The organism is Hymenobacter gelipurpurascens (genome assembly GCF_900187375.1).
GTDB classification, from domain to species: Bacteria; Bacteroidota; Bacteroidia; order Cytophagales; family Hymenobacteraceae; genus Hymenobacter; species Hymenobacter gelipurpurascens.
In genome coordinates this window covers 131,422-153,716 of sequence record NZ_FYEW01000003.1, presented here as the reverse complement: position 1 = coordinate 153,716, position 22,295 = coordinate 131,422, and the positions used below count along the sequence as shown (strand labels likewise).

Genomic DNA, 22,295 nt, shown 5'->3' with positions numbered 1-22,295 from the left:
TTTTTCCGCATGACTTATTCGCTCCCTAATCCGTTGCTGCCTTTTCTGCTGCTATTGGCGATGTGCCTGCTACTGGTAGTAGGCCTCAGCCTCGTGGCAGTGCGCCGCGCTAACCGCACACGCCTCACCTGGCGTCTGGGAGCGGGCCTGGTAGCTGTGGCAGGCCTGTGGCTGTTGGCTTATCCGCCCAGCAAACAGCTGCGCAGCTCTACCTCGGAGGTTCTGTTGCTTACTGATGGCTATTCCGCTGATACCCTGCGCCACCTGCTCCGGCAACTTGGCCCTGGCACCCGGTACTGGCGCTACGCGGCGCCCACCTCATCGCCCGATACACTTACGCTCAGCAACCTGGCGGCTCTGCGCCAGCGCATGCCGGATCTGCAGCGTGTGCACGTGCTAGGCCAGGGGTTGCCTTCCGCCGACCTTCCTGGGCTGGGTCCGGTGGAAGTAGTTGCGCATGCCTCAGCTCCCAAAGCAGGTTTTCGGATGGCCAATTGGGCCCGTAGCACGGAGGTAGGCCACTCCTGGACGGTGGAAGGATACCTGGAGAACCCAGCTGGCACAGGCCCCGTGTGGGTGCGCCTGCGGGCAGCGGGGGCCGTCCGCGATTCGGTACAGCTCCCGGCTGGGCACGGGCCGTTTCGGTTGGTATTTGCTCCCAAAACCGAAGGCCGCACAGTGTACCAATTAGAGGCTCGTACTACCGGCCGTGGTGGCCTACGCGTACCAGCGGAGCCACTGCCGCTGGAAATAGTGCCGGCGCGCCCGTTGCGGGTGCTGCTGCTGGCGGGCACTCCTTCTTTTGAGTTTCGCTTCTTGAAAGAATATCTGGGTCGAAAAGGCCACTCCGTAGCCGTGCGAATAGGCTTGAGCCGGGGCCTTACTCAAACAGAATTCCTTAATCAGCCCGCGTCTGAAGTGGGCCGCCTTACCCCTGCTCTGCTGAGCCGCACTGATATTGTTCTAACGGATGCAGCTATCCTGGCCTCGCTTTCCGGAGCTGAAACAACCGCTTTACAGGGAGCCCTGCGCAACGGCCAAAGTGGTTTGGTGCTGCTGGCAGAACCCGCCGCTGCGTTGCCGCGCTCCTTGCCGGCTCGCTCAGATTTCCGGGTAGAGCCCCAGCCTACGGTAGCCGCGCAGGAGCCGCAAAAGCTTCAGTGGCCTAGCGCCTCTGCAACCACCCTGGCAATAGTCCCGGCAACGTTTCGGTCCAGCCCAGCGCTCCGCACGCTGGTCACAACGCAGCGCCGCCAGCCGGTAGCGGCGGCCCGCCGGATAGGCCTAGGCCAGGTAGTAGTGACAACCATCGCCGAAACGTTCCCTTGGGTTCTACAAGGCCAGACAGTGGCCTACGCGGCCTATTGGAGCCACTTACTTTCTGCCGCCGCGCCCCCGCAAGCCGCTGGGGCCAGCATAATGCCGCAGGCACCGTGGCCGCGACCAGATGCGCCAGTGGCAATACAAACCACCAATCTTCCCGACGGTCCTATTACCATTCGGGCAGTGGGTGGTAACAGCACCAAAGTAGCCTTGCGGCAAGATGCCCGCGTGGCAGAATGGGCCCAGGGCATGTACTGGCCCAGCACCGACGGCTGGCACCAGGCCTCCCAGGGCAAAACTACCTCGTGGTTCTATGTTTTCTCGAAGCAGCACTGGCAAGGCCCCGAAACCCAGCTCCGGCAGCAGGCCGCGGCTACATGGATGGCGCAGCCAAGGTCCGCCTCGGGCACACGGGTAACGGCCGCTACTTCGCAGCCGTGGTCACGGTGGTGGGGATTTGGGTTGTTTTTGCTGGGTGCCGGATTGCTCTGGCTCGAAGAAAAGCTCTAGGCCACTTTTCTCCAGTAACGCTAGTACCGGATATCAGGATGGCCGCTTAGCTGTTCGCAGCCAGCATCGCCGATAATATACTCTCCCACCGCAAGGGTAGGCAGCTCGGCCGTAGGTAACGTAGTAGCGCCGGAAATAGAGTGGGATACCGCGGGGGTACCGTCTGCTTCTGGAACTGGGATAGTAGATGACAAGGCTAAAGCGAAATGAAACCGTAGAATAATACTAGTAAGAAAGCAGAGGCAAAGTTGGCGCCAAAATCCGGGCTTCTACCAGATTTTGGAGAATTCTTACTTAGCAGAACGTTTTAATGGTTGGGCTTGTCCAACAAAAAAAGCCCGAATAGTGCCAGGCAGCTATTCGGGCTTTTTGCAAAATAATTTAGCTACTGGCCTAGGCCAGTCCGTAATTACTTCTGCTCGGTGGTAGTAGTGGTGGTAGTTGCTTCCGTAGTGGTAGCAGCCTCCGTGGTAGCAGGAGCAGCGGTGGTAGCAGCAGCAGTCGTGTCAGTAGTAACAGCGGTAGCCGTAGTGTCCGTAGTAGCTTCTACCGTGCTGGTTTCAGTAGCGGTAGTAGTTTCAGCAGTCTTGTTCTCGCCGCAAGAAACGAGGGTAGCAGCGAAAACAACGGCAAGAGCGGATACCTTCAGGAGGTTCTTCATTTTGGTAGTAGGTTTGGAAAATTTAGTCCGAAAAACGCCCTTTATCCCGTCCATGACGAAAGGTAACCCAGGTATAGAAAATATTTATTCGCTGGGTTACCAAGAAGGGTATCATGTATTAATCAACAAAGCGAATGGGTAAGGGACAACCTGCCTACACCGACGAGGAGTTCGTGGCGGCTATCCGCCACGGCGACGACCGGGCGCTGGCACAGCTCTACCGGCTGCATTTTCCGATGGTTTCGCATTACGTGCTGCAAAACAGCGGCACCGACGATGAAGCCCAGGATGTGTATCAGGAAGGGGTGATGGTATTTTATGAGAAGGTTCGTGATGGTTCTCTGGAACTTAGCTGCCAGATCAAGACGTACCTCTATGCCGTGTGCCGCCGTTTGTGGCTCAAACGGCTCACCGAGAAAACCCGCTTCGGCGGCCGTCTCGATGACCATGAGCCTTACCTCGAAACCGGGGCCGAAGCCGACCTGGAGCTGGCCGAGGAGCGCGACCGGCGCTTTGCCACCATGGCCGAAGCACTGGAGCGCATTGGGGAGCCTTGCCGCTCGCTTTTAGAAGGATTTTATCTGCTCGATAAATCGATGCAGCAGCTTACGGCTGAGTTTGGCTATACCAACGCCGACAACGCCAAAAATCAGAAATACAAGTGCCTGGTCAGACTGAAAAAGCTTTTTTTCAATCAGTATCAGGAATTTGAGACATAACAACTGAGTTATAAGGCCGAGGAGTTGAGGAAGCCACAACCGTTTTCTACCTTCTCCTAACTTTCTAGTTCTCAGTCGACGAGATACGCGGGACCACCCACCCGCCTCCACGAAATGAAAACCGAAGCTGATTACTACGCTTTATTTGATGCCTACCGCTCCGGCGAGATGGCAGCTTCTGAGCGGGCCGAACTGGAGCATCGCTTAGCCGCTGATCCGGACTTGGCGCGCCGGCTGGCCGATTATGAATCCCTGACCAATACGCTGACCGCTTACGGCCAGCGCCTGGCTACGCGCCGCAAGCTGCGCGCCATTCAGGCGGATATGAACGCCGAGCGGGCCGTGCGCCTCTCCCCCGAAGACTCCCCGGCGGGTATTTTCTCTACCGACGAGGTGCCGCGCCCTATGCTGCGCATTTCGCGGACGGAGGAGAAGCTGCGCCAGTTCTGGGGTGCTCACCGCGCCACCATGATGGTAGCGGCCTCAGTAGCCATCATGGCCGTATTTGCTACGCTGCTGGGCCTGGAGTGGTGGAAAGCTCGTCAGCAGCCTTCTGTGTACGGTTATGCTACGCTGCGCCGTGAGGTGGACCGCATCAAACGCACCCAGCGCGTGATGAACAAGGCTATCAATCAGATAGGTGCGCCCAACACGCCTTCCGCTAACCAAGGTAAGTTCAGCGGAACGGGCTTCGCCCTGACCGCCGACGGCTATTTGGTTACAAGCTACCACGTTATTCAGGGTGCTGATTCTCTGCTGATTGAAGGCCACGACCGGCAGCGGTACCGGGCCGAGCCAGTCTTCACCGACGTAGCCCACGATCTGGCAATTCTGCACATCAAAGACGCTTCCTTTAAGGGTTTTGGCCGCCTGCCGTATTCGTTTAAGCGCGGCCAATCGGACCTGGGCGAGAAAGTGTACACGCTGGGCTACCCCCGCGAAGACTTGGTGTTCAATGATGGCTCACTGAGTGCGCGCTCTGGCTTTGAAGGCGACACGGGCTTCTACCAGATCAGCATTCCGGTGAACCCCGGCAACTCGGGCGGCCCGCTTCTTGATGACCGGGGTAACCTGATTGGCATCATCAGTGGCCGGCAGATGGATGTGCAAAGCGCCGCTTTCGCCACTAAATCGTCGTACCTGATGCGTTTGGTTGACTCCTTGAGTGCGGCTGGTACCGCGCAGCCCTACAACATGCCCCGCAACAACCAGCTTGCCGGCACCTCACGCCCTCAGCAAATCCGCAAGCTGCGCGATTATATATTCGTAGTGAAAGTGTACGAATAAACCAACTTCGCTCTCTCGAAAAAGCCCTTCAGTTATCCTGAAGGGCTTTTTTTTGTTAGGGGCGGCCCTAGGCCTGTCGGCATAAAGTCTGAAGTTCTGTCTGATTAAGGGCAAGTAACTCTGGGGTTACCTAAGTCGACTATATCAAAATTGGAGGAGTTTGCGTACATGGTTTCCGGCGGCAGACCCGCCATTATTCCTGACTCCATTCATCTGCACTTTCCACCTCTGTTATGAGCAACCCGAGCACTCAACTGGAAAAAAACATCGAGAAAATCCTTCCTGAAGATATCATCAATACACTGCAAAGCGGCTACAAAGTGTTCAGCGGCGAAGCAGAGCAACTGGATGAGTTCTTAAAGCACGGCGGACAGCTGATCCGTAAGGCTTCTCAGCGTTTCAGTACTACGCAGCTCATCATCGGTATTGCCGTTCTCGCCAGCATTGCCGTTTTCGCGGCGGCCAAAGCAGCTGAGCACGATACAGATGAGTCGCACGCCTAGTCTGGCTAATTCTTATTTACCCAACGGCCTCTTTCCACTAGCTGGAAAGAGGCCGTTGGTTTTTGTGCTTGGTTTGCTTCTGGAGTGGTAGAGTAAGCATAAAAGTAGTGAAGTGCATCAGACCATATTATATAAATAATATTATATATAATTTAAACAAAAACTATACATATACTTACTCGCATATCCTTCCACACACCTCATCCTCAATGAAACGAGTTGTTACCCTGCTGCTGCTGGGAGCCTTCCTCGCTCCTTACCAGCATAGTTCCGCTACAGCCACCACCGCAACCGCAACCGTCAGCCCGAGCGTCAAATCCTCAGAAAGCATTTTAAAGCGCAAGAAAAAGCGCCGGACGAATGTAGCTTATAAGCAAAACCGGAAACGCAAGCTGCATTCCCGTTTCTAACATTTCTCTTTCCCTGTCGGGTTTTTAGCAGCCCTAGGCCACTTAATCGTTCATACAAAAGCCCGACCTACGCCAGTGTAGGTTGGGCTTTTGTATGAACGATTTCTGAGTATACCTGACAAGTAAAGTGTAGCTCGACACAGGCCTAGGCAGCTGGTGCCATCACCTCCGGGGAGTTGTGGGCGGGCGAGTTTACGAGGGTACTAATGGCGTAGGCCTGCATTGCCTCGGCAGGATAAGGCTGCAACAGGTGCTGGTACTCCTCTAGGCCTAGGCCATCATCGAGCCAGGCCAGCTCAGACTCCCGGCTTGGCAGAATGACGGGCATCCGGTTATGGATGGGAGCCATCAGCTCGTTGGGTTCCGTAGTGATGATGGTGAAAGTAGGCAGTACCTCTCCCGTCTGCCGGTCAACCCACTCGTCCCAGAGGCCGGCGAAAGCAAAGGGCTGCTGATCTTTGAGTAGGATCCGGTAGGGCGTTTTGCCGTGGGTACTGGCTTGCCACTCGTAGAAACTGTCGGCAAGCACCAAGGCGCGGCGCCGCTGCAGCAGCGTCCGGAATGACGGCTTTTCCGTGAGGGTTTCAGCGCGCGCATTAATGGGTTTCGGCGCGGCCTTCAGGTCTTTCACCCAGCCTGGCACTAGGCCCCAGCGCATCAGTTGTATGCGACCGGGCTCGGTGTTGAGAATAACGGGGAGCGACTGGGAAGGCGCCGCGTTGTAGGTAGGGCCCGGTAAACTTGCCGCAAAGGCAGCATCAAACCGGTCTTCTAAAATACCTGGGGCAGGTGTAAGAGTATAGCGGCCACACATAGCAGGAAGGAGTTTTGGGTTTCCGTTTTTTACGTAAATCCGGGGCATCCGACTACTTCAGTCATTTAGTAACCCAATAAAAAAGTCCCAGCCGCATACACGGCCAGGCTTTTCAGAAAGCTAATGATTCGGTGCTATAGGCCTAGTGCTGCACGCTTCCAGTAGGCCACTCTTAGGAAGTAGAACGAAGCTAGCTAGGCCAGATGGCTACTGATTGGCGTCGGGATACCGATTGAGTAATTGCAGCAGCACGCCATTGGTCCAGCCGAAACCGTCTTGCAGCGGGTACTCGCCGCCGCCCCCCAGTGCGCCAGTCTGCTCCACATTATATTTTTCCATCAGCTTGCCCGTTTGCTGAAACACGCCTCGGTTGAGGTCAATCCAGCGCAGGGCAATGGTGCGCGCCAGTTCATCTTGCTTGTAGTGGCGCAACCCTTCAATGGCCATCCATTGCAAGGGCGCCCAGGCGTTGGGAGCATCCCACTGCTGGCCGGTGCTTGCCAGCGTGGTCACCAATCCACCAGGCTTCAGGAAGTCGCGGCGGAGGCCTTCGGCTACTTTACGGGCCTGCGCTGGCGTAGCTAGGCCACTCTCCAACGGAAATACGCCCGCCAGCGTCCGGATCAGGGAAGGCTTGCGCTTCTCCCAGTCATAATCCACGAACCAGCCGGCATTTTGGTCCCAACAGTAGCGCTGCAGAGCTTTGCTGCGAGCCGCCGCTTTGGCCCGGAAATCCTTAGCCGCGGCGGTCTGGCCCTGCAGTTGGCTACTGCGGGCCAGCGTCATTTCCAACTGATACAGCAAGCTATTCAGATCGACGGGCACCAGACTGGTGGTGCGGATGGACTCCAGGCCGGCGCCGGGCACAAACCAGCGGCTGCTAAAGTCCCAGCCGGAAGCGGCGGCCGCGCGCACATCGCGGTAGAACTGGGCCGCTGGGCGGGTGCTGCGTTTGGCCGCCTGCACATCTTTCTCATACGACTCTTCTCGGGGCTCGGCACTTTGGTCCCAGTAGCGGTTAAGCAGTTCGCCGCCAGGCATACGCACCACGGAGCGGCGGGCGGCCCCCGGGCTTACAGAATCGGAGCCGGCCATCCAGAACTGGTACTCGCGGAGCAAAGGCCCGTGGTAGCGCCGCAGCACACTGTCGCCTTGCTCGCGGGCCAGCAGTTCCACCATGCGGCTAAAAAACGGCGGCTGCGAGCGGGTGAGGTAGTAGGTGCGGTTGCCGTTTGGGATGAAGCCGTAGCGGTTAATCAGGAAGGCGAAGTTATCCAGCATGCCCCGGATCAGATCGGGCCGGTGGCTGACCTGCAGGCCGAGCATGGTGAAGTAGGAATCCCAGTAGTACACTTCCCGGAAACGCCCGCCGGGCACCACGTAGGGCCGGGGCAGCGGCAGCAACGACGAGTACCGTGCCACCGTATCGGTAGGCGGGCGCTGCAGTACCGTCCAGAGCGTATCGAGGTGGCGGCGTAGGCCACCGGCAATATTGGTGTGGTAGGCGGTGGCAGCAGAAGCAGGCAGCCGGAAATAGGCCAGCACAAACCGGTTCAGATCGAAGCCGGGCAGGCTCCGCTGCTGTTCGTAGGCCGCCAGAATAACCGCCGGTGCCTCCTTAGGCACGGCATCCACAAAGGTCTTATTGTCGGGGAAAATGCGCTGCAGCTGTACTTGCTCAAACAGCCCGGGAAAAAGCTGCCGGGGAGTGCGCAGGTTGGTGGTCTGGGCCGAAACGGTCAGTGCCAGGAAGCAGAAGCAGGCAAGTAGGGCGTTCTTCATGCGGGGTGTTGCGGTTAAGGAGCGGATGATATGGCTACTCAGGCAGGCAGCTCCCACCTACCCAAGGGCGGTGGTAGATTGGAAGTGGCCTAGGCCACTCGCGTCACTAGCCCAACTTGTCCAGCGGCAGCGAGATAAAGAAGGTGCTACCCTCGCCTTCCTTGCTTTCCAACCAAATGTGGCCCTGATGCAGTTCCACAATGGTTTTGATGATGGACATGCCCAGGCCGGTGGTTTTTTCGCCGCGTAGGCCAGGTCGGCGAGCCGGAGTAAACCGCTCAAAGATAACCGGTTGCATGACTTCCGGAATGCCAATGCCGGTATCGGCCACCGAAAGCAGTAGCTGATTGGGCTGTTGCTCCAAGGTAACGGTAATGCGGCCCCCATCCGGCGTGAACTTCATGGAGTTGCTGAGCAGGTTATTGAATACCTGCATAAACTTGTTGTAGTCGAGGGAGTAATACAGCTGTTCCGGTCCTTCATAGGCGAAGTACTTTTCCAGGTTGGTCTCTGATTTCTGAAACTGGCCGATCAAATCGCTAAGCTCATGCGCCAGATTGATCCGCTCGGTTTTCATGTCCACGTTCACCGATTCCAGAAACTCGTTGTCCACGAAGTCCCGAATCAGGTTGATGCTATCCTGGCAGGTGGTCTTCATCACGCTCAACAGCTCATTGAGCTTGTCATCCTTTAGCCCTTCCACCTTCTCGCTCACGTAGCCGGCCACCTGCTGAATCATGGTGAAGGGGCCAGCCAGATCGTGCGATAGAATCTCCAGCGTTGTGTTCTTTTTCTTGTTGAAGCGGTCGGCATTCTCCATGTACTGGCGAGTGCTGGTATTGTCCTGCAGCGTACCACTGAGGTAGGTGTGGCCCGGCGCATACTCTACGCGCGCCGCGGTGCAACACAGCCACTGCACCTGCTCTTCGGGGTCGAGGGCGGGGCGCAGGCGCAACTCAATGTCTTCCACAAACTTACCCTGCAGTAGGTGCTTCATGCGGGTGCTGGCATACTCCAGATCGTCGGGGTGCAAGCGGGCCAGCAGGCTGGGCAGGTCCTCGTTCACAGTTTCCGGAGAGCGGCCCACAATGCCTTCGTAGGCAGAGCTTACAAATACTACCCGCTGCGCTTCCAGATGGTAGACAAAGTACAGGAGCTGCCCGCGCTCAAGAAATGGACGAAACAAAACTGCAAAATCCAACATGGCCTTAACTATATATTGTGCTGTGCATACGCGCCTGCAAGCGGGGCGTTGCGCATTTCGGTGTTACGGCCGGAAGCAAACCGCGGAAAAGTACCTTTCCGTGGCGGCCTGGCCACGACAAATTACACAGTTAAATTATTGACAATTTTATATTTACATAAATCACTGGCAGCTTCTAGGCCACTGTCTGATGCTACCCAGCCCATCCGGCTTGCATCCCGAAGGCTGCCATTCTACTTGAGCCTGCGTATGTCTGTGAAAGCTGTTCACTCGTTCTCTTCTCTCAGATCTTGCCTATGAAAACCCGTCACTTTCTCTATTTCAGCCTCCTGACTGCCGCCGTGGCCGCCAGTGCCTACCAGGCCTTTGCAACCAGAGCCCCGCTACCTACTGGCCTACAGAGTAGTTCGGTGGTGGCTGGGCAGGCGAAGCCGAAGCTCGTGGCAAGGCAGTTCAAATTCACGGAAGGACCGGCTGTAGATAAGGCGGGGAATGTGTTTTTCACGGACCAGCCCAACGACAAGATCTGGAAGTACGGCACCGACGGTAAGCTTTCCGTATTTATGGAAAAAGCCGGACGGTCTAATGGCCTGTACTTCGACCAGAAGGGCAACCTGCTGGCCTGCGCCGATGAGCAGAACCAGCTGTGGTCTGTTGACAGAAAGGGCCAGCCCACCGTACTGCTCTCCCACGTAGAAGGCCACCAGCTCAATGGCCCCAACGACGTGTGGGTGAACCCCAGGAATGAGGGTATTTACTTCACGGACCCCTACTATCAGCGCGACTACTGGACGCGCCAGGCCCCCGACCCTGGCCTTGGGGGCCAGAAACTGTACTACCTGGCTCCCGGAAAGAAAACGGCCCAGGTGGTAGACGACCAACTAAAAAAGCCCAACGGCCTCGTGGGCACTCCCGATGGCAAGGTGCTGTACGTGGCTGATATTGAGGCTAACAAAACCTACCAGTACCAGATTGCACCCGACGGTACGCTCACCAACCGCCGGCTCTTTGTAGGCCAGGGCTCCGATGGCATGACCATCGACAACCAGGGCAACATTTACCTGACCGGCAAGGGCGTTACGGTGTACAACGCCGCCGGCCAGCAGATAGAGCACATTGATGTTCCGGAGGAGTGGACGGCCAACCTCTGCTTCGGAGGCAAAGACCGCAAAACCCTGTTTATAACGGCCTCTGAGGCGGTATATGTGCTCCCGATGCGGGTAAAAGGTGTGCAGTAGGCCACTGGTCCAGGAGGCTTGGCTACACCTTCTGGCCTTGCTTCTGTAGCCACAGATAAGCCGTAGCCACATCATCGAAGCTTACTACCACTGGCTTCTGAATTAGAAGCAACGTAGCCTCTGTAGCCTGGCGGGCCTCAAAATTGCGCGGATACACCCAGGCTACATACTCCAGGCCGGCGCGCATCATTTCTTCCAGCCACCACGCGCCCCAAACTGACAGTTGCACGGTAGTTCTGGTGATGCTAGAATTATCGTTCAGGATCTTGTGGCAGGGATGTTTCCGCAGGCACTCCAGAATCAGGAGACGCCCCTGCTGCGACGATTCCTGATCATGCTCTCCTTTCCAATCGGTATAAAGCCACTGGTTATCTGAGTCGTAGCCGATAGCAATGGCGGGAGTATCAAGAATAGGATGCAGCTGCATAGTAGGTAACCGGGCCTGATGGGCAAAGAGAAAGCAGCCTCTAATGTATAGGAAGGCAGGGACACCTTGCGCTAAAAATACTCCTGTCAGGTCGCTCTGTTTTTATCAGCCTGCTGGCAATTGGCTAGCCACTCCATAGCATGGTGTTCATCCGTGAAGCGCTTCACGTGGTAGGGGCGGTCATCGAAGTACGCGAGGGCCGGCACCGTGGTATCGGCCTCTATATCAGCCAAATGCTGAGGCGAGAACAAATACGCCAGATACGCGGGCGGGCCAAGCTGCGCTGCCAGGGCTGGAAAAAACGCCTCCAGCATCCACTGCACGTTCTGGTTGTTGGCGTTGTCGCGGCGGCGGCAGTCTATCAGCCAATATCGACACTGCTGTGCTGTGGCCATGTCCAGCATTTGCCAATATCCGTGCTGAAACTCTTCCAGCAGCGGTTGCCGCTGCCAGCGCGCTACCAACACGCCCATATCGGGCCGATGCGTTAAGCTCAGGTAGTCAGCGAAAGGTAGAGGCTGCATAAAAGGAGGCTGGCAGAGAGCTTCTACGTAAGCTGGCTTCCAAGAATAGTGGCGTTTATCTACAATTTAATTCTTCGCCACGACAATTACCCGTAAATTAATTATTCATATATAAAATATTGATATTTTAATTTAAAATGGCGTTCTTAGAGTACAATCTGCCCTATCTATAGCCCTCGGGCTCACCTATTGCTACTGGCTTATTTCGCGTCGTAACTATTTACGCCTTAGCCTATGTGTGCCTTTGCTAATGGGGTGCTGATTGTAGCCCCGCCTACGCTCCACCGTCAGGGGCTGGTTACGGTACTGCGCGAATCGTGGCCCGCCCTGCACATTACCCTGCAGCTGGATAGTGCTAGTCTGCCCCGATTGCTTTACCAGGAGGCCTACGCGGTAATAGTAGTGGATTGTGCCTTACTGACGGAGCCTATTCCGGTGTTTCTGAAACGGCTGCGGGCTATCCGTAGCACGCAGCCTGTGTTATTGCTCACGAGCAACCGTTTGCCCCCTGATATGCGCCAGTATCTGGCCGGGGCAAGCCCAGCGCACACCTGGGTTCCGCGCCACGCCGCGCCTGCTACTGTGGCCGCCTTGTTTCATGCGTTCCTGCCGCCAGATGCAGCAGAGGCTCCTTTGTCAGTTCCTGTGCCACGGTTTTCGCTTCCTCCTACCCCATTCAGCCGGCGCGAGCTGGAGGTATTGCGCCTGGTAGTGCAGGACTGCTGCAACCAGGAAATAGCCGACCAATTGTTTCTGAGCGTGCGCACTGTTGAGAGCCACCGCCGCGCCCTGCTCCAGAAAGCCGGCGTCCGCACGCTGGTAGGCCTGGCCGTGCAGGCAGTAAAGCAGGGTTGGGTTAGCGCGTAGTGCGGGCCAGTGGCCTAGCCACGTAAAAACCTGTTAAACAACCCGTTTCATATCGCGCCGGATGGTGCGCGTACATTCCGTTTTCAGAAACTCTCATCTTATTCACACAGGTGGTATGGCGAAGAAGACTATTGCTGACAAGGCCTTAACGCTAGGCCAGCAGCAGGCCACGCGGGTACTTCGGCAACGCGACAAGGCGCTTGAGCAGCGGGAAGAGGTGCTTACCGAGCGAGTGCAGAAAGAGGGCTTGAGGTCGTTGGCCATGCTGCAACCGGAGGCGCCTGCACCTGCGCTGGTGCAGGCAATGGGCAGCCTGAGCAATAGAGGAGTGCTGGTAGCGGAAGGCGACTCCTGGTTTGATTATCCGTGGGCTGATATCGTAGGCCTGTTGGAAGACCAGCATGGGTACGATGTGGAATCGGTGGCGCACAAGGGCGACCGGGTAGAGGCTATGGCCTACAGCGACGGGCAGCTGGCCAACTTTACCCGCCGCATCGAGAAGCTGCTGCGCCGCAACGTGGTGCCGCGGGCAATCCTGCTTTCCGGCGGCGGCAACGACGTAGCCGGCGATGAATTCTACATGCTGCTGAACTACGCCAGCTCGGCCACCCCAGGCCTGAACACAGCCGTAGTGGATGGCGTGATTCAGGAACGCATCAAACTGGCCTACATCTCTATTCTCAGTGCCGTTACGCAGATATGCCAGCAGCACCTGAACCGCACCATTCCTATTGTGGTGCACGGCTACGACTACCCCGTGCCCGATGGGCGGGGCTTTTTGGGCGGCTGGTGGATTTTGCCGGGGCCCTGGCTGTCCCCAGGCTTCGAGGTGAAAGGCTACCGCAATCTGGCCGTCCGCAAGAAGATTGCAAAAGACCTCATTGACCGCTTCAATGTAATGCTGGCCGAGGTAGCCGCCATGCCCGCTTTCCGCCACGTGAAGTACGTAGACCTGCGCGGGAGCTTATCAAGCGGCGCCAACTACAAGAAATGGTGGGACAACGAGCTTCACCCTACCACTGCCGGCTTCGAGCTGATTACCAATCGGTTTGCAGCCGTTATCTGAGAAGCCCGATGGCACTGTAGGCCTGTCCGCCACACTCTATGGTACCGGCCACAGGCTTTCGGAAGAAGGCAAGCGGCACTTGTCAACTCACATTCCGGCGAAAACCTGTGGCCCAATAGGCCTATAGGCCTAGACGCGCACGGCACTTTCGCGGCTGTATTTGCTGCGGTACTGTTTGGGCGAGAGGCCCGTCACACGCTTGAACGTCAGGCGGAAAGCTTTGGGGTCGGTGTAGCCTACCTGGTACATCACCTCATTTACATTTTCTCGCGACGACTCCAGGCTGTTTTTAGCTACCTCCATCTTTACCCGCTGGATGTATTCCACTACTGAGTTGGCGGTGGCTTTCTTGAAGCGCCGCTCCAGGTTGCGCCGGCCTAGCGCGAGCATGGAGGCCAGCTCATCCACCGTTATTTTCTCCTGGTAGTTCGCCTCGATGTAGGCCTGGGCCTTTTTGATGGGTTCGTCTTCGTGCGCCTTTTGCCCATTGAACACCACGAAAGCCGACTGACTGACCCGCTCAATATCAATCTGGAACACCTTGGCGCAGAACACGGCCATTTCGCGCCCGGCGTACTTTTCAATCAGGTAGAGTACCAGGTTCAGGTAGGAAAAGGCGCCGCCGCTGGAATAAATGCCGTGCTCATCGGTAATGAGCTTGTCCTCGCACAGCTCCACGCCGGGGAACATGCGCCGAAAATCGTTGGCCGCGGCCCAATGCGTGGTGCACTGCCGGCCGTCTATTAGCCCGGTGGCTGCCAGCAGGAAGGCTCCCAGGCACAGGCTGGCTACTTCGGCCCCGCTTTTATACTGCTGCACTATCCAGGGCAGAAACTCGCGGTTGTTCTCCAGCGCCTGCTCCAGGTCGCCGTCCACTGCCGGAATAATCACCAGGTCCGTCTGGGTCACGTCCGGTAGCAGCACATCGGTCGCCACGGTGTAGAGGCCACCGCACACGGAAGTAGCGTGGTGCAGGCCTACCAGCTGAATACTAAACAGAGCGGGCTTGCCCATGCGCTGCAACAGCGCATTCACTTCGGCAAAAACCAGTCGGGGTCCTTCAATACTACCCAGAATAGCTCCCTTAGGAACCAGGATGGAAATTCGTTTCATAGAAGCTCAGAGGAGTTGATAGGTCGAGGAAGAAGTGTCGCAATTAGCCCTGAATTAGTCGCAATCGGCCCGCAGTAAGGCACGCTCAATTACTAATTTTGCTAGCACCAAGCTACACAAGATAATCAATATTACTATATTTATTAGCAGTAGTATTGCGGCATATTTCACCTTTCACTTTTCACCCTCTCCCCATGAGTGCCTTTCAGATTATTCCCTACCTCGCTTTCGATGGTACCTGCCGCGACGCCATTACTTTCTATCAGCAGTGCCTGGGCGGCGAGCTGATGATTCAATCTTTCGCCGACTCCCCTGCCGGCGAGCTGATGCCTCCTGAGGCGCAACAGGGCGTGATGCATGCTACCCTGAAAAGCGAGGAGTTTACGCTGATGGCCTCCGACTCCGGGATGCAGAAAATCACGAAGGGCAACATGGTTTCGCTGTCTGTGAACTGCACCAGCCCCGAGCAGATTCAGCGCTTGTTCAGCCAGCTCTCCGCGGGCGGCACCATCACAATGCCGCTGGAAGACACGTTTTGGGGTGCCACCTTCGGCATGTTCACAGACCGGTTCGGCATCGATTGGCTGCTCAACTACGACAAGCCGGAGCAGCAGTAACCCTTTTTTATTCACACACTTAAACGGAGGCACGGCCTCATCCATCATGAGAAAGACAAAGATCCTGTACTGGTTTTTACCGGACTGCTAGCGGCCCTGATGACGATGTCGGGCGTGTCGAACCTGTTGAGCGTGCCGGAGGCAGTAGCTGGTTTCCAGCACCTGGGCTACCCCGCTTACCTGCTGCCTTTCCTGGGCGTGGCCAAGCTCCTGGGCGTAGCTGCCATACTGGTGCCCAGCTTCCCGAAGCTTCGCGAATGGGCCTACGCCGGCTTTGTGTTTGATTTGAGCGGAGCCATGTATTCAAGCTATGCCATAGGCGACCCGGTTAGTACCTGGCTGCCCATCACCATCGGTTTCGCCCTGATTGCCGCTTCTTACTGGCTCAACCAGCGCCAAGCACAAGCAGCCCGTTTCTCGGCGCAGGTGCCCACACTGGCCTAGCGTATGCTACTGGTACCTTCTAGGCCAGTATCTGAATGGTAAACCCGCTTTCTTTTGAAGCGCCTCATCTGCTTAAGCCCGTTTGCAGTTATGGTAGAAGTTTTCAGAACCAACGTGAAGGCCCGGCGTCATGCCCGGCGCCTCGTGGCCCAGATTCATCAGAATTTTCAGGGCTACCGGGCCAACTTCGATCTGGAAGATTGTGACCAGATTCTGCGAGTTGAGTCTCCCGAAGAGCGTATTCAACCCGGCAGCCTTATCCAATTGCTGCAGGAAGCTGGCTTTCAGGCCGAAGTGTTGCCCGATGACTTTTGAGTCGTAGGGCGGCGCGAGCCTATGCTGGTCCATTAAGTACAACGCCACCGGAAGAAATTCCGGTGGCGTTTTGCTGGGCGCCGGGGAAGGAAGCCACAGGCAAGTGGCCTAGAACTGTAGCGTTTTCGGCAGGTAGCCTCTACCTTCCGGTCCGGACTCTATTCTATTGCTTTTGCTGCTGATGATTGACAACGCCCTGCACGAAAACATTCTGCTGGTTCTAGGCCTCCTGTTTGCCATGCTACTGCTCGTGATGCTGGGACAGAAGCTGCGTATCTCCTACCCTATTTTCTTGGTACTAGCCGGGCTGGCATTGAGCTTCGTGCCTGGGTTGCCACTCATCGTCATCGACCCCGACCTGATTTTCCTGATTTTCCTGCCACCCCTGCTGTACCAAGCGGCGTGGGAAACCTCCTGGCAGGATTTCTGGCGCTGGAAACGCCCTATTACCCTGCTTGCCTTCGGCCTAGTATTTTTCACTTCCACCATAGTGGCCTACGTCTCGCGGGCCATGATTCCGGGCTTCACGCTACCGCTGGGGTTCCTGCTCGGCGGCATTATCTCGCCGCCCGATGCCGTAGCCGCTACGTCTGTGCTGAAGGGCGTGAAGGTGCCACGCCGCGTAACCAGTATTCTGGAAGGAGAAAGCCTCATCAACGACGCCAGCAGCCTTATTGTGTTTCGGTTTGCCTTGGCTGCCGTGGTATCGGGCACGTTTGTATTGCATGATGCCGCCACCACCTTCGTGTTGGTCAGCACCCTGGGCCTGGCCATAGGTCTAGTGGTGGCCTATGGTTTCTACCTGATTCACCGCTACCTGCCCACCACGCCCAGCATCAATACGCTGCTCACGTTCATTGCACCTTACGTGATGTATTTGCTGGCCGAGGAGTTTCACTATTCAGGCGTACTCGCCGTGGTGAGCGGAGGGTTGCTGCTGTCGCATAAGTCGCATAGGGTGTTTGATGCTGATACCCGTTTGCAAGCCAATAGCGTGTGGGCCAGTGTGGGCTTTGCGCTCAACGGCCTAGTATTCATTCTGATAGGCCTAGAACTGCCCATTGCCGTGCAAGGCCTTGGCGACTACTCACTCAAAGAGGCTATTACCTATGGTCTTATCATCAGCGTCATTATTATCCTGATTCGGTTGGTGTGGATGTTCCCGGCCGCCTTTGTGCCGCGGTGGCTGTTCCGCAGTATTCGCACCCACGAAACCAGCCCCGGCTGGAAGGGCCCTGTGATTATCGGTTGGGCGGGGATGCGGGGCGTCGTGTCGTTGGCGTCGGCGTTGTCGGTGCCGTTGCTGCTCAGCAATGGGCAAGAATTCCCGCAGCGCAACTTGATTCTGTTCATCACCTTCGTAGTTATTCTAGTGACGCTGGTATTTCAGGGCCTGACACTACCGGCCATTATTCGCTTAACTGGCATAGCCGATCAGGAAGAACGCATGCCTACCGATGCCCAGGAAGCCGGCATCCGGCTGCGGCTGCGCCGGGTAGCGCTGGCCCACATGGACCTGCACTACTCGCCCGATATGCAGAAAAACGAGCTGATCAAAGCCCTGCAGCAGCGCATGCTGGCCGAAGCCCAGCGCACCGGCAACCTGCTGGAAGCCCTCGACTACGACGAAACCAAGCGCCAGGCCCTGCAGCGCTACCACCAAGTGCTCTTGGATGTGCTGCGCGTGCAGCGGGAAGAACTGTTTGTGCTGCGCCACGAGGATGTATTCGAGGAAGAGATGCTACGCCACCAAGAGGCGCAACTCGACCTCGACGAGGCTAAAATCAGCCACATGCCCCACTAGCGCTAGGCCACTGAAAACCACAAAGGCCCGCACCATATTGGCGCGGGCCTTTTTTACACTGTCAAGCAGATAAGCTACTGGCCTAGTTCAGGCTACGGTAGCGGACACGCTTGGGCTCCACATCGCCGAGGCGCTTTTTCTTAGCTTCCTCGTAGTCAGAGAAGTTGCCTTCAAACCACACCACCTGCGAGTCGCCCTCGAAGGCCAGGATGTGCGTGGCCAGACGGTCCAGGAACCAGCGGTCGTGGCTGATGATAACGGCGCAACCGGCGAAATTCTCCAGCGCATCTTCCAGGGCCCGGATGGCATTCACGTCCAGGTCGTTGGTTGGTTCGTCGAGTAGCAGCAGGTTAGCGCCTTGCTTTAGGGTAGTGGCCAGGTGCACGCGGTTTCGCTCCCCACCGGAGAGCGAGCCCACTTTCTTCTCCTGGTCGCCGCCGCGGAAGTTGAAGTTGCTCACGAAGGCACGGGAGTTAACTGGGCGGCCCGCCAGCATCATGGTCTCGGTGCCACCGGAAATCGTTTCGAATACCGACTTATTCGGCTCCAGCGTATCGTGCTGCTGGTCTACGTAAGCCGTCAGCACCGTTGGGCCCACCACGAACGTACCCGCGTCAGGCTTGATTTGGTCGGTGATAAGACGGAATAGCGTGGTTTTACCGGCGCCGTTCGGCCCGATGATGCCCACGATGCCGCCTTGGGGAAGCTGGAAGCTCAGGTTTTCAAACAGCAGCTTGTCGCCGAAGGCTTTGCTCAGTCCCTCGGCCTCAATCACCTGAGAGCCCAGGCGTGGCCCATCAGGGATGAATAACTCCAGCTTCTGCTCCTTCTCTTTGGAGTCCTCGTTCACCATTTTGTCATAGCCAGCGAGGCGGGCCTTGCTCTTGGCCTGGCGAGCCTTGGGGGCCATGCGCACCCACTCCAGCTCGCGCTGCAGCGTTTTCTGGCGCTTGCTCTCGGTTTTCTCTTCCTGCGCCAGACGGTTCGACTTCTGCTCCAGCCACGAAGAGTAGTTGCCTTTCCACGGAATACCTTCGCCGCGGTCGAGCTCCAGAATCCAGCCGGCCACGTTATCGAGGAAGTACCGGTCGTGGGTTACGGCTATTACGGTGCCTTTGTACTGCTGCAGATGCTGCTCCAGCCAGAGCACGCTTTCGGCGTCGAGGTGGTTGGTTGGTTCGTCGAGCAGCAGCACATCGGGCTCCTGCAGCAGCAGGCGGCACAGAGCTACGCGGCGCTTCTCCCCACCCGAGAGGTTACCGATGATAGCATCGGCTTCGGGGGTGCGCAGGGCGTCCATGGCACGCTCCAGCTTGCTGTCGAGGTTCCAGGCGTCGAGCTGGTCCAAGCGTTCCTGTACGGTGCCCTGGCGCTCCAGCAGCTTGTCGAAATCAGCATCCTCAGCCCCGAAGGCTTCGTTGATTTCGTCGAATTCCTTGAGCAAGGCCACTGTTTCGGCCACGCCTTCCTGCACTACTTCCAGCACCGTTTTGGTGGCATCCAGCTGAGGCTCCTGCTCCAGGTAGCCCACCGTATAGCCCGGCGACCATACCACGTCGCCCTGAATCTGCTTGTCTACGCCGGCAATAATCTTCAGCAAAGAAGACTTACCCGAGCCGTTCAGACCGAGTACGCCGATTTTGGCGCCGTAGAAGAAAGAGAGGTAAATGTTCTTGAGAACCTGCTTTTGCGGGGGGTAAATCTTGCTTACCCTCTCCATGGAGAAGATAATGGTGGGTTGGTCGCTCATAGTAGGAAAAAGAGGTGCGAATGAGGGGTAAAAAGCAGGCTGGGCACTTTGCTAGGCCACTAGCAGCCCAAAACAAAAAGTTGCCCGCCCAATTTAGGTTTCTATTTTGCGAGCTGATTCTGCTACTGGCCTAGGCCCGGGGCAAGCTTAAGTAATCTAGCTCGTTATTGTATGTGTCTTGTGATCTGAAAATAACCGCATTGGCCGTCTGTGCGTAGCTCTTCCACACAGAAACCACCAAACCGCTGACGCGCAAGGTAGGCTTCCCTAGGCCAGTTGGGCCAAAGGTAGGCAGCCTAGCGAAAGATTCCGCAGCCGGCTGCCACGCAAGGTTTAGCCGACAACGCGTAAACTTGTACAGCTTTTCTGGCCTCAGTATCGACCTTTCCACCTATTCCGCTCCCCCTCCTATTCTACTTATGGAACAACAAGACCACCTACTGGCCGAAGCCCGCCGTTATGGCTACATCGAGGGCGACCAGGTGTGGCTCCGCCCGTTGCTGGACCTGCCCGCCCGGCAGGTGGGTCAGGTCAAAGTATCCGGCGACGCCTCTCTGGTCTATTTTGCCCAGCGTTTCGAGCTTTTCCGCACCAAAGTGGAGGATTTGCTGCAGAAAATGGAAGAGTCGGAGAACAAAGGCTCTTTCCTGATGAAAGCCCTGCACCTGAAGGAGCAGGTAGCCAGCTACGACGCCCTCGGAGATTTCGAAGGCCTGCACCGCCGCCTGACCGAGGCCGAGGACTCCATCAAGGTCACGATTATTCGCAACCGCGAGAAAAACCTGGCCACCAAAATCAGCCTGATTCAGGAAACCGAGGAGCTGGCCGAAACCATCGACTGGCAGGAAGGCACCGAGAAAATCAAGGATCTGCGCCAGGGCTGGATCAAGACCGGCCCCGTAGAAAAGCACCTCACCGATGAGCTAGAAGCCCGTTTCCAGGCCGCCGTTGATGCGTTTTTTGCCCGCAAGAAGGAATTCCTGGCCGAGAAAAAGGCCATGGTCAACCGTGTGTATGACCGTTATAAGGAGCTGATCCACAAATCGGAAGCCCTGCAGAACTCCAACGAGTTTGAGGAAACCACCCGCAAGCTCAAGCAGCTGCAGCAAGACTGGAAAGAGGTGGGCGGCTCCTTGCCGCGCAAGCAGGCCAACGACCTTTGGACGCGTTTCCGGGCGGCGCACAACCATTTCTTTGAGCGCCTGAAAGTGCATATCGAAAGCAAGCGCACCGAAGGCCAGACTTCCTCCTCTACCGATGACAACCTGACCCGCAAGCGCGCCCTCGTAACGGAGGCACAGGCCCTCATCAATAGGCCTATGTCGGAGGCGGTGGCCCGCGCCAAGGAGCTGCAGGCCGCCTGGAAAAAAGTAGGTCCGGTGCGTGGCGAAGAGTCTGACCGGGTGTGGGAGCAGTTTATTCTTGCCTGCGATAAAGTATTTGAGATGAGCGCCCTAGAGCATTTCATCCGGAAGCGCCAGCCCTCCGGCCCCGAGGCCGGTACGCCCGAGGAGCAGGTCACCATCCGGGTGCAGGCCCTACGCGACTTCATCAAGTCTGATAAGCAGGAACAGGAAGTGCTGGAGGACAACCTGGGCAAGCTCAACGACTCGCCCGGCAATGACGCGTTCCGCACGATGCTGCAAGGCAAAATCAGGGCGTTTGAGCGAAAAATTCGCACTAAAAACGACCTGATTACCATGTTGCGCCAGCGCGTAAGCCAGTAGTTCAACTTTCGCTTGTATTTTACGTTGTCGTCAGCAAAAGCAACCCCGCGTCGGTAATGGTGTCATGCCCACGGCATCGGCTAGGTTTTTGCTAACGACGCTCTACAATTTGCCAACCTTTTTTAGTAGCACACACGACTATGTACTGGACTCTGGAACTTGCTTCGTATCTGGAAGATGCACCCTGGCCTGCCACCAAGGATGAGCTCATCGATTACTCTATCCGCTCGGGTGCCCCGATGGAAGTAGTGGAAAACCTACAGGCCCTGGAGGACGACGGTCAGCCTTACGAGAATATTGAAGAAGTTTGGCCGGACTACCCGACCAAAGAAGACTTCATGTTCAACGAAGACGAGTATTAAGAAGCTAGAAGACGGGAGCCAGGACAAAGAAAATGCAGCAGGTTATTGATAATCAACCGCCTCTAGCATCTAGCTCCCAGCTTCTACCTCTGACTATAGAAAATCTGATTGCGGGGTATGGACAGCGTGTCCTGCTCCGCAATCTTTTTTTGTCGGTACCTGAGCCCACCTTCATAGCTATTGTAGGCCACAACGGCTGCGGCAAAACCACTCTTTTCCGGGCCCTTACGGGCCGCATTCCGTACCAAGGCACCATTGAGGTACTCGGCCAGGACTTGCGCACGGTGCGCCAGCCAGCCAACAGTGGCCTACTGGCCTACCTGCCCCAGCGTGGCAGCGTGGAGTTTTCCATTTCGGTGCGTCAGTTGGTAGTGATGGGCCGTTTTCGGCACCACCGTTTTCTGAGTGCCTATACATCGGTTGATTATGCGCTGGCCGATGAAGCTTTGGCGAAAGTGGGCGCCACGCATCTCGCCGAGCGCGACTTCACCCAACTATCGGGGGGTGAGCAGCAACTGGTGTGGTTGGCGCAGCTGAGCCTGCAAGATGCCGCCCTGTACCTCCTCGATGAGCCCACGCAGCAGCTCGATGTGTACTACCGGCGCCGCGTGTTCGACTTGTTGCACTCCTGGGTTACAGAACAACAGAAAACCGTACTCTGCATCACGCACGATCTGGATAATCTGCCAAGCCTGAGCGGCTATTTGCTCAATCTCTCCGCGCCCGCGCCCTGCTTAGAGCCGCTTACCCCAGCTACAGTGCGTGCCGCACGGGAGTACCTAGAGAGCGAGGAAAGCCTGGCGGTAAGACAGTGAAGTCAGAGCAGTA

At 56.8% G+C, this 22,295-nt stretch carries 23 protein-coding genes; 15 read left to right on the top strand and 8 right to left on the bottom strand.

Annotated features, from left to right (window positions below; translation table 11 throughout):
• The first annotated feature begins 9 nt into the window (after positions 1–9).
• Positions 10–1,833 carry a hypothetical protein gene (locus tag CFT68_RS18955; protein WP_088845254.1) on the top strand — a complete coding sequence of 608 codons (1,824 nt, stop codon included), beginning with the start codon at positions 10–12 and terminating at the stop codon, positions 1,831–1,833.
• 409 nt (positions 1,834–2,242) lie between these two features.
• Here CFT68_RS18955 and CFT68_RS18950 read toward each other — a convergent pair whose 3' ends face one another.
• The gene (locus tag CFT68_RS18950) at positions 2,243–2,494 is read right to left on the bottom strand and encodes a hypothetical protein (protein ID WP_141106625.1); all 252 of its coding nucleotides are present in this window, start codon (positions 2,492–2,494) and stop codon (positions 2,243–2,245) included.
• Between the two features lie 134 nt (positions 2,495–2,628).
• Between CFT68_RS18950 and CFT68_RS18945 the strand changes: the two genes are divergently transcribed.
• From CFT68_RS18945 to CFT68_RS18930, 4 genes are all read left to right on the top strand, one after another.
• Complete coding sequence (locus CFT68_RS18945; RefSeq protein WP_088845252.1) at positions 2,629–3,213, top strand: RNA polymerase sigma factor; 585 nt, start codon at positions 2,629–2,631, stop codon at positions 3,211–3,213.
• A gap of 114 nt (positions 3,214–3,327) precedes the next feature.
• Positions 3,328–4,500, top strand: a complete 1,173-nt coding sequence (locus CFT68_RS18940) for a trypsin-like peptidase domain-containing protein (protein WP_088845251.1) — start codon at positions 3,328–3,330, stop codon at positions 4,498–4,500.
• A gap of 233 nt (positions 4,501–4,733) precedes the next feature.
• The gene (locus tag CFT68_RS18935; protein ID WP_088845250.1) at positions 4,734–5,003 is read left to right on the top strand and encodes a hypothetical protein; all 270 of its coding nucleotides are present in this window, start codon (positions 4,734–4,736) and stop codon (positions 5,001–5,003) included.
• Between the two features lie 209 nt (positions 5,004–5,212).
• Positions 5,213–5,413: a hypothetical protein gene (locus CFT68_RS18930; protein ID WP_088845249.1), complete on the top strand. Its 201-nt coding sequence runs from the start codon at positions 5,213–5,215 to the stop codon at positions 5,411–5,413.
• A gap of 145 nt (positions 5,414–5,558) precedes the next feature.
• Here CFT68_RS18930 and CFT68_RS18925 read toward each other — a convergent pair whose 3' ends face one another.
• The 3 genes from CFT68_RS18925 to CFT68_RS18915 all read right to left on the bottom strand — a co-directional run bounded on the left by CFT68_RS18925 (position 5,559) and on the right by CFT68_RS18915 (position 9,195).
• Positions 5,559–6,227: an SOS response-associated peptidase gene (locus CFT68_RS18925; RefSeq protein WP_088845248.1), complete on the bottom strand. Its 669-nt coding sequence runs from the start codon at positions 6,225–6,227 to the stop codon at positions 5,559–5,561.
• Positions 6,228–6,434: 207 nt separating this feature from the next.
• The gene (treF, locus tag CFT68_RS18920; RefSeq protein WP_088845247.1) at positions 6,435–8,009 is read right to left on the bottom strand and encodes an alpha,alpha-trehalase TreF; all 1,575 of its coding nucleotides are present in this window, start codon (positions 8,007–8,009) and stop codon (positions 6,435–6,437) included.
• Positions 8,010–8,115: 106 nt separating this feature from the next.
• On the bottom strand, positions 8,116–9,195 hold the full coding sequence (locus tag CFT68_RS18915) for a PAS domain-containing sensor histidine kinase (protein WP_170934862.1): 1,080 nt from the start codon (positions 9,193–9,195) through the stop codon (positions 8,116–8,118).
• Between the two features lie 314 nt (positions 9,196–9,509).
• Here CFT68_RS18915 and CFT68_RS18910 point away from each other — a divergent pair, with 314 nt between their 5' ends.
• Complete coding sequence (locus CFT68_RS18910) at positions 9,510–10,451, top strand: SMP-30/gluconolactonase/LRE family protein (protein WP_088845245.1); 942 nt, start codon at positions 9,510–9,512, stop codon at positions 10,449–10,451.
• 22 nt (positions 10,452–10,473) lie between these two features.
• Here the strand turns inward: CFT68_RS18910 and CFT68_RS18905 are convergent, their stop codons facing one another.
• Complete coding sequence (locus CFT68_RS18905; RefSeq protein WP_088845244.1) at positions 10,474–10,878, bottom strand: hypothetical protein; 405 nt, start codon at positions 10,876–10,878, stop codon at positions 10,474–10,476.
• An 86-nt stretch (positions 10,879–10,964) separates the two neighbouring features.
• On the bottom strand, positions 10,965–11,402 hold the full coding sequence (locus tag CFT68_RS18900) for a hypothetical protein (RefSeq protein ID WP_088845243.1): 438 nt from the start codon (positions 11,400–11,402) through the stop codon (positions 10,965–10,967).
• A 234-nt stretch (positions 11,403–11,636) separates the two neighbouring features.
• On the opposite strand from CFT68_RS18900, the gene CFT68_RS18895 reads away from it, so the two are divergent.
• Positions 11,637–12,269 carry a helix-turn-helix transcriptional regulator gene (locus tag CFT68_RS18895; protein ID WP_088845242.1) on the top strand — a complete coding sequence of 211 codons (633 nt, stop codon included), beginning with the start codon at positions 11,637–11,639 and terminating at the stop codon, positions 12,267–12,269.
• A 115-nt stretch (positions 12,270–12,384) separates the two neighbouring features.
• Entirely contained in the window at positions 12,385–13,335 is a 951-nt protein-coding gene (locus CFT68_RS18890) for a GDSL-type esterase/lipase family protein (protein WP_170934861.1), read from the top strand.
• Positions 13,336–13,464: 129 nt separating this feature from the next.
• Here the strand turns inward: CFT68_RS18890 and CFT68_RS18885 are convergent, their stop codons facing one another.
• A complete protein-coding gene (locus CFT68_RS18885; RefSeq protein WP_088845240.1) occupies positions 13,465–14,448 on the bottom strand; it encodes a GlxA family transcriptional regulator in 984 nt (327 codons plus the stop codon).
• Between the two features lie 194 nt (positions 14,449–14,642).
• On the opposite strand from CFT68_RS18885, the gene CFT68_RS18880 reads away from it, so the two are divergent.
• The 4 genes from CFT68_RS18880 to CFT68_RS18865 all read left to right on the top strand — a co-directional run bounded on the left by CFT68_RS18880 (position 14,643) and on the right by CFT68_RS18865 (position 17,628).
• A complete protein-coding gene (locus tag CFT68_RS18880; RefSeq protein ID WP_088845239.1) occupies positions 14,643–15,065 on the top strand; it encodes a VOC family protein in 423 nt (140 codons plus the stop codon).
• 99 nt (positions 15,066–15,164) lie between these two features.
• Complete coding sequence (locus CFT68_RS18875; RefSeq protein ID WP_245815451.1) at positions 15,165–15,509, top strand: DoxX family protein; 345 nt, start codon at positions 15,165–15,167, stop codon at positions 15,507–15,509.
• A gap of 90 nt (positions 15,510–15,599) precedes the next feature.
• Positions 15,600–15,824: a hypothetical protein gene (locus CFT68_RS18870; RefSeq protein ID WP_088845238.1), complete on the top strand. Its 225-nt coding sequence runs from the start codon at positions 15,600–15,602 to the stop codon at positions 15,822–15,824.
• 181 nt (positions 15,825–16,005) lie between these two features.
• Complete coding sequence (locus CFT68_RS18865) at positions 16,006–17,628, top strand: Na+/H+ antiporter (RefSeq protein ID WP_088845237.1); 1,623 nt, start codon at positions 16,006–16,008, stop codon at positions 17,626–17,628.
• A gap of 82 nt (positions 17,629–17,710) precedes the next feature.
• Here the strand turns inward: CFT68_RS18865 and ettA are convergent, their stop codons facing one another.
• Complete coding sequence (ettA, locus tag CFT68_RS18860; protein WP_088845236.1) at positions 17,711–19,378, bottom strand: energy-dependent translational throttle protein EttA; 1,668 nt, start codon at positions 19,376–19,378, stop codon at positions 17,711–17,713.
• 419 nt (positions 19,379–19,797) lie between these two features.
• Here ettA and CFT68_RS18855 point away from each other — a divergent pair, with 419 nt between their 5' ends.
• The 3 genes from CFT68_RS18855 to CFT68_RS18845 all read left to right on the top strand — a co-directional run bounded on the left by CFT68_RS18855 (position 19,798) and on the right by CFT68_RS18845 (position 22,282).
• On the top strand, positions 19,798–21,105 hold the full coding sequence (locus tag CFT68_RS18855; protein WP_088845235.1) for a DUF349 domain-containing protein: 1,308 nt from the start codon (positions 19,798–19,800) through the stop codon (positions 21,103–21,105).
• A gap of 140 nt (positions 21,106–21,245) precedes the next feature.
• Positions 21,246–21,467, top strand: coding sequence for a DUF2795 domain-containing protein (locus CFT68_RS18850; RefSeq protein WP_019948259.1), 222 nt, complete (start codon positions 21,246–21,248; stop codon positions 21,465–21,467).
• A 44-nt stretch (positions 21,468–21,511) separates the two neighbouring features.
• Entirely contained in the window at positions 21,512–22,282 is a 771-nt protein-coding gene (locus tag CFT68_RS18845) for an ABC transporter ATP-binding protein (RefSeq protein ID WP_394340120.1), read from the top strand.
• The last annotated feature ends 13 nt before the right edge of the window (positions 22,283–22,295 follow it).

What these genes read in the sequence shown, in the direction of transcription:
- CFT68_RS18955 (WP_088845254.1), top strand. Translation starts at nt 10, where the DNA reads ATGACTTATTCGCTCCCTAATCCGTTGCTGCCTTTTCTGCTGCTATTG.
- CFT68_RS18950 (WP_141106625.1), bottom strand. Translation starts at nt 2,494, where the DNA reads ATGAAGAACCTCCTGAAGGTATCCGCTCTTGCCGTTGTTTTCGCTGCT.
- CFT68_RS18945 (WP_088845252.1), top strand. Translation starts at nt 2,629, where the DNA reads ATGGGTAAGGGACAACCTGCCTACACCGACGAGGAGTTCGTGGCGGCT.
- CFT68_RS18940 (WP_088845251.1), top strand. Translation starts at nt 3,328, where the DNA reads ATGAAAACCGAAGCTGATTACTACGCTTTATTTGATGCCTACCGCTCC.
- CFT68_RS18935 (WP_088845250.1), top strand. Translation starts at nt 4,734, where the DNA reads ATGAGCAACCCGAGCACTCAACTGGAAAAAAACATCGAGAAAATCCTT.
- CFT68_RS18930 (WP_088845249.1), top strand. Translation starts at nt 5,213, where the DNA reads ATGAAACGAGTTGTTACCCTGCTGCTGCTGGGAGCCTTCCTCGCTCCT.
- CFT68_RS18925 (WP_088845248.1), bottom strand. Translation starts at nt 6,227, where the DNA reads ATGTGTGGCCGCTATACTCTTACACCTGCCCCAGGTATTTTAGAAGAC.
- treF (WP_088845247.1), bottom strand. Translation starts at nt 8,009, where the DNA reads ATGAAGAACGCCCTACTTGCCTGCTTCTGCTTCCTGGCACTGACCGTT.
- CFT68_RS18910 (WP_088845245.1), top strand. Translation starts at nt 9,510, where the DNA reads ATGAAAACCCGTCACTTTCTCTATTTCAGCCTCCTGACTGCCGCCGTG.
- CFT68_RS18905 (WP_088845244.1), bottom strand. Translation starts at nt 10,878, where the DNA reads ATGCAGCTGCATCCTATTCTTGATACTCCCGCCATTGCTATCGGCTAC.
- CFT68_RS18900 (WP_088845243.1), bottom strand. Translation starts at nt 11,402, where the DNA reads ATGCAGCCTCTACCTTTCGCTGACTACCTGAGCTTAACGCATCGGCCC.
- CFT68_RS18895 (WP_088845242.1), top strand. Translation starts at nt 11,637, where the DNA reads ATGTGTGCCTTTGCTAATGGGGTGCTGATTGTAGCCCCGCCTACGCTC.
- CFT68_RS18890 (WP_170934861.1), top strand. Translation starts at nt 12,385, where the DNA reads ATGGCGAAGAAGACTATTGCTGACAAGGCCTTAACGCTAGGCCAGCAG.
- CFT68_RS18885 (WP_088845240.1), bottom strand. Translation starts at nt 14,448, where the DNA reads ATGAAACGAATTTCCATCCTGGTTCCTAAGGGAGCTATTCTGGGTAGT.
- CFT68_RS18880 (WP_088845239.1), top strand. Translation starts at nt 14,643, where the DNA reads ATGAGTGCCTTTCAGATTATTCCCTACCTCGCTTTCGATGGTACCTGC.
- CFT68_RS18875 (WP_245815451.1), top strand. Translation starts at nt 15,165, where the DNA reads ATGACGATGTCGGGCGTGTCGAACCTGTTGAGCGTGCCGGAGGCAGTA.
- CFT68_RS18870 (WP_088845238.1), top strand. Translation starts at nt 15,600, where the DNA reads ATGGTAGAAGTTTTCAGAACCAACGTGAAGGCCCGGCGTCATGCCCGG.
- CFT68_RS18865 (WP_088845237.1), top strand. Translation starts at nt 16,006, where the DNA reads ATGATTGACAACGCCCTGCACGAAAACATTCTGCTGGTTCTAGGCCTC.
- ettA (WP_088845236.1), bottom strand. Translation starts at nt 19,378, where the DNA reads ATGAGCGACCAACCCACCATTATCTTCTCCATGGAGAGGGTAAGCAAG.
- CFT68_RS18855 (WP_088845235.1), top strand. Translation starts at nt 19,798, where the DNA reads ATGGAACAACAAGACCACCTACTGGCCGAAGCCCGCCGTTATGGCTAC.
- CFT68_RS18850 (WP_019948259.1), top strand. Translation starts at nt 21,246, where the DNA reads ATGTACTGGACTCTGGAACTTGCTTCGTATCTGGAAGATGCACCCTGG.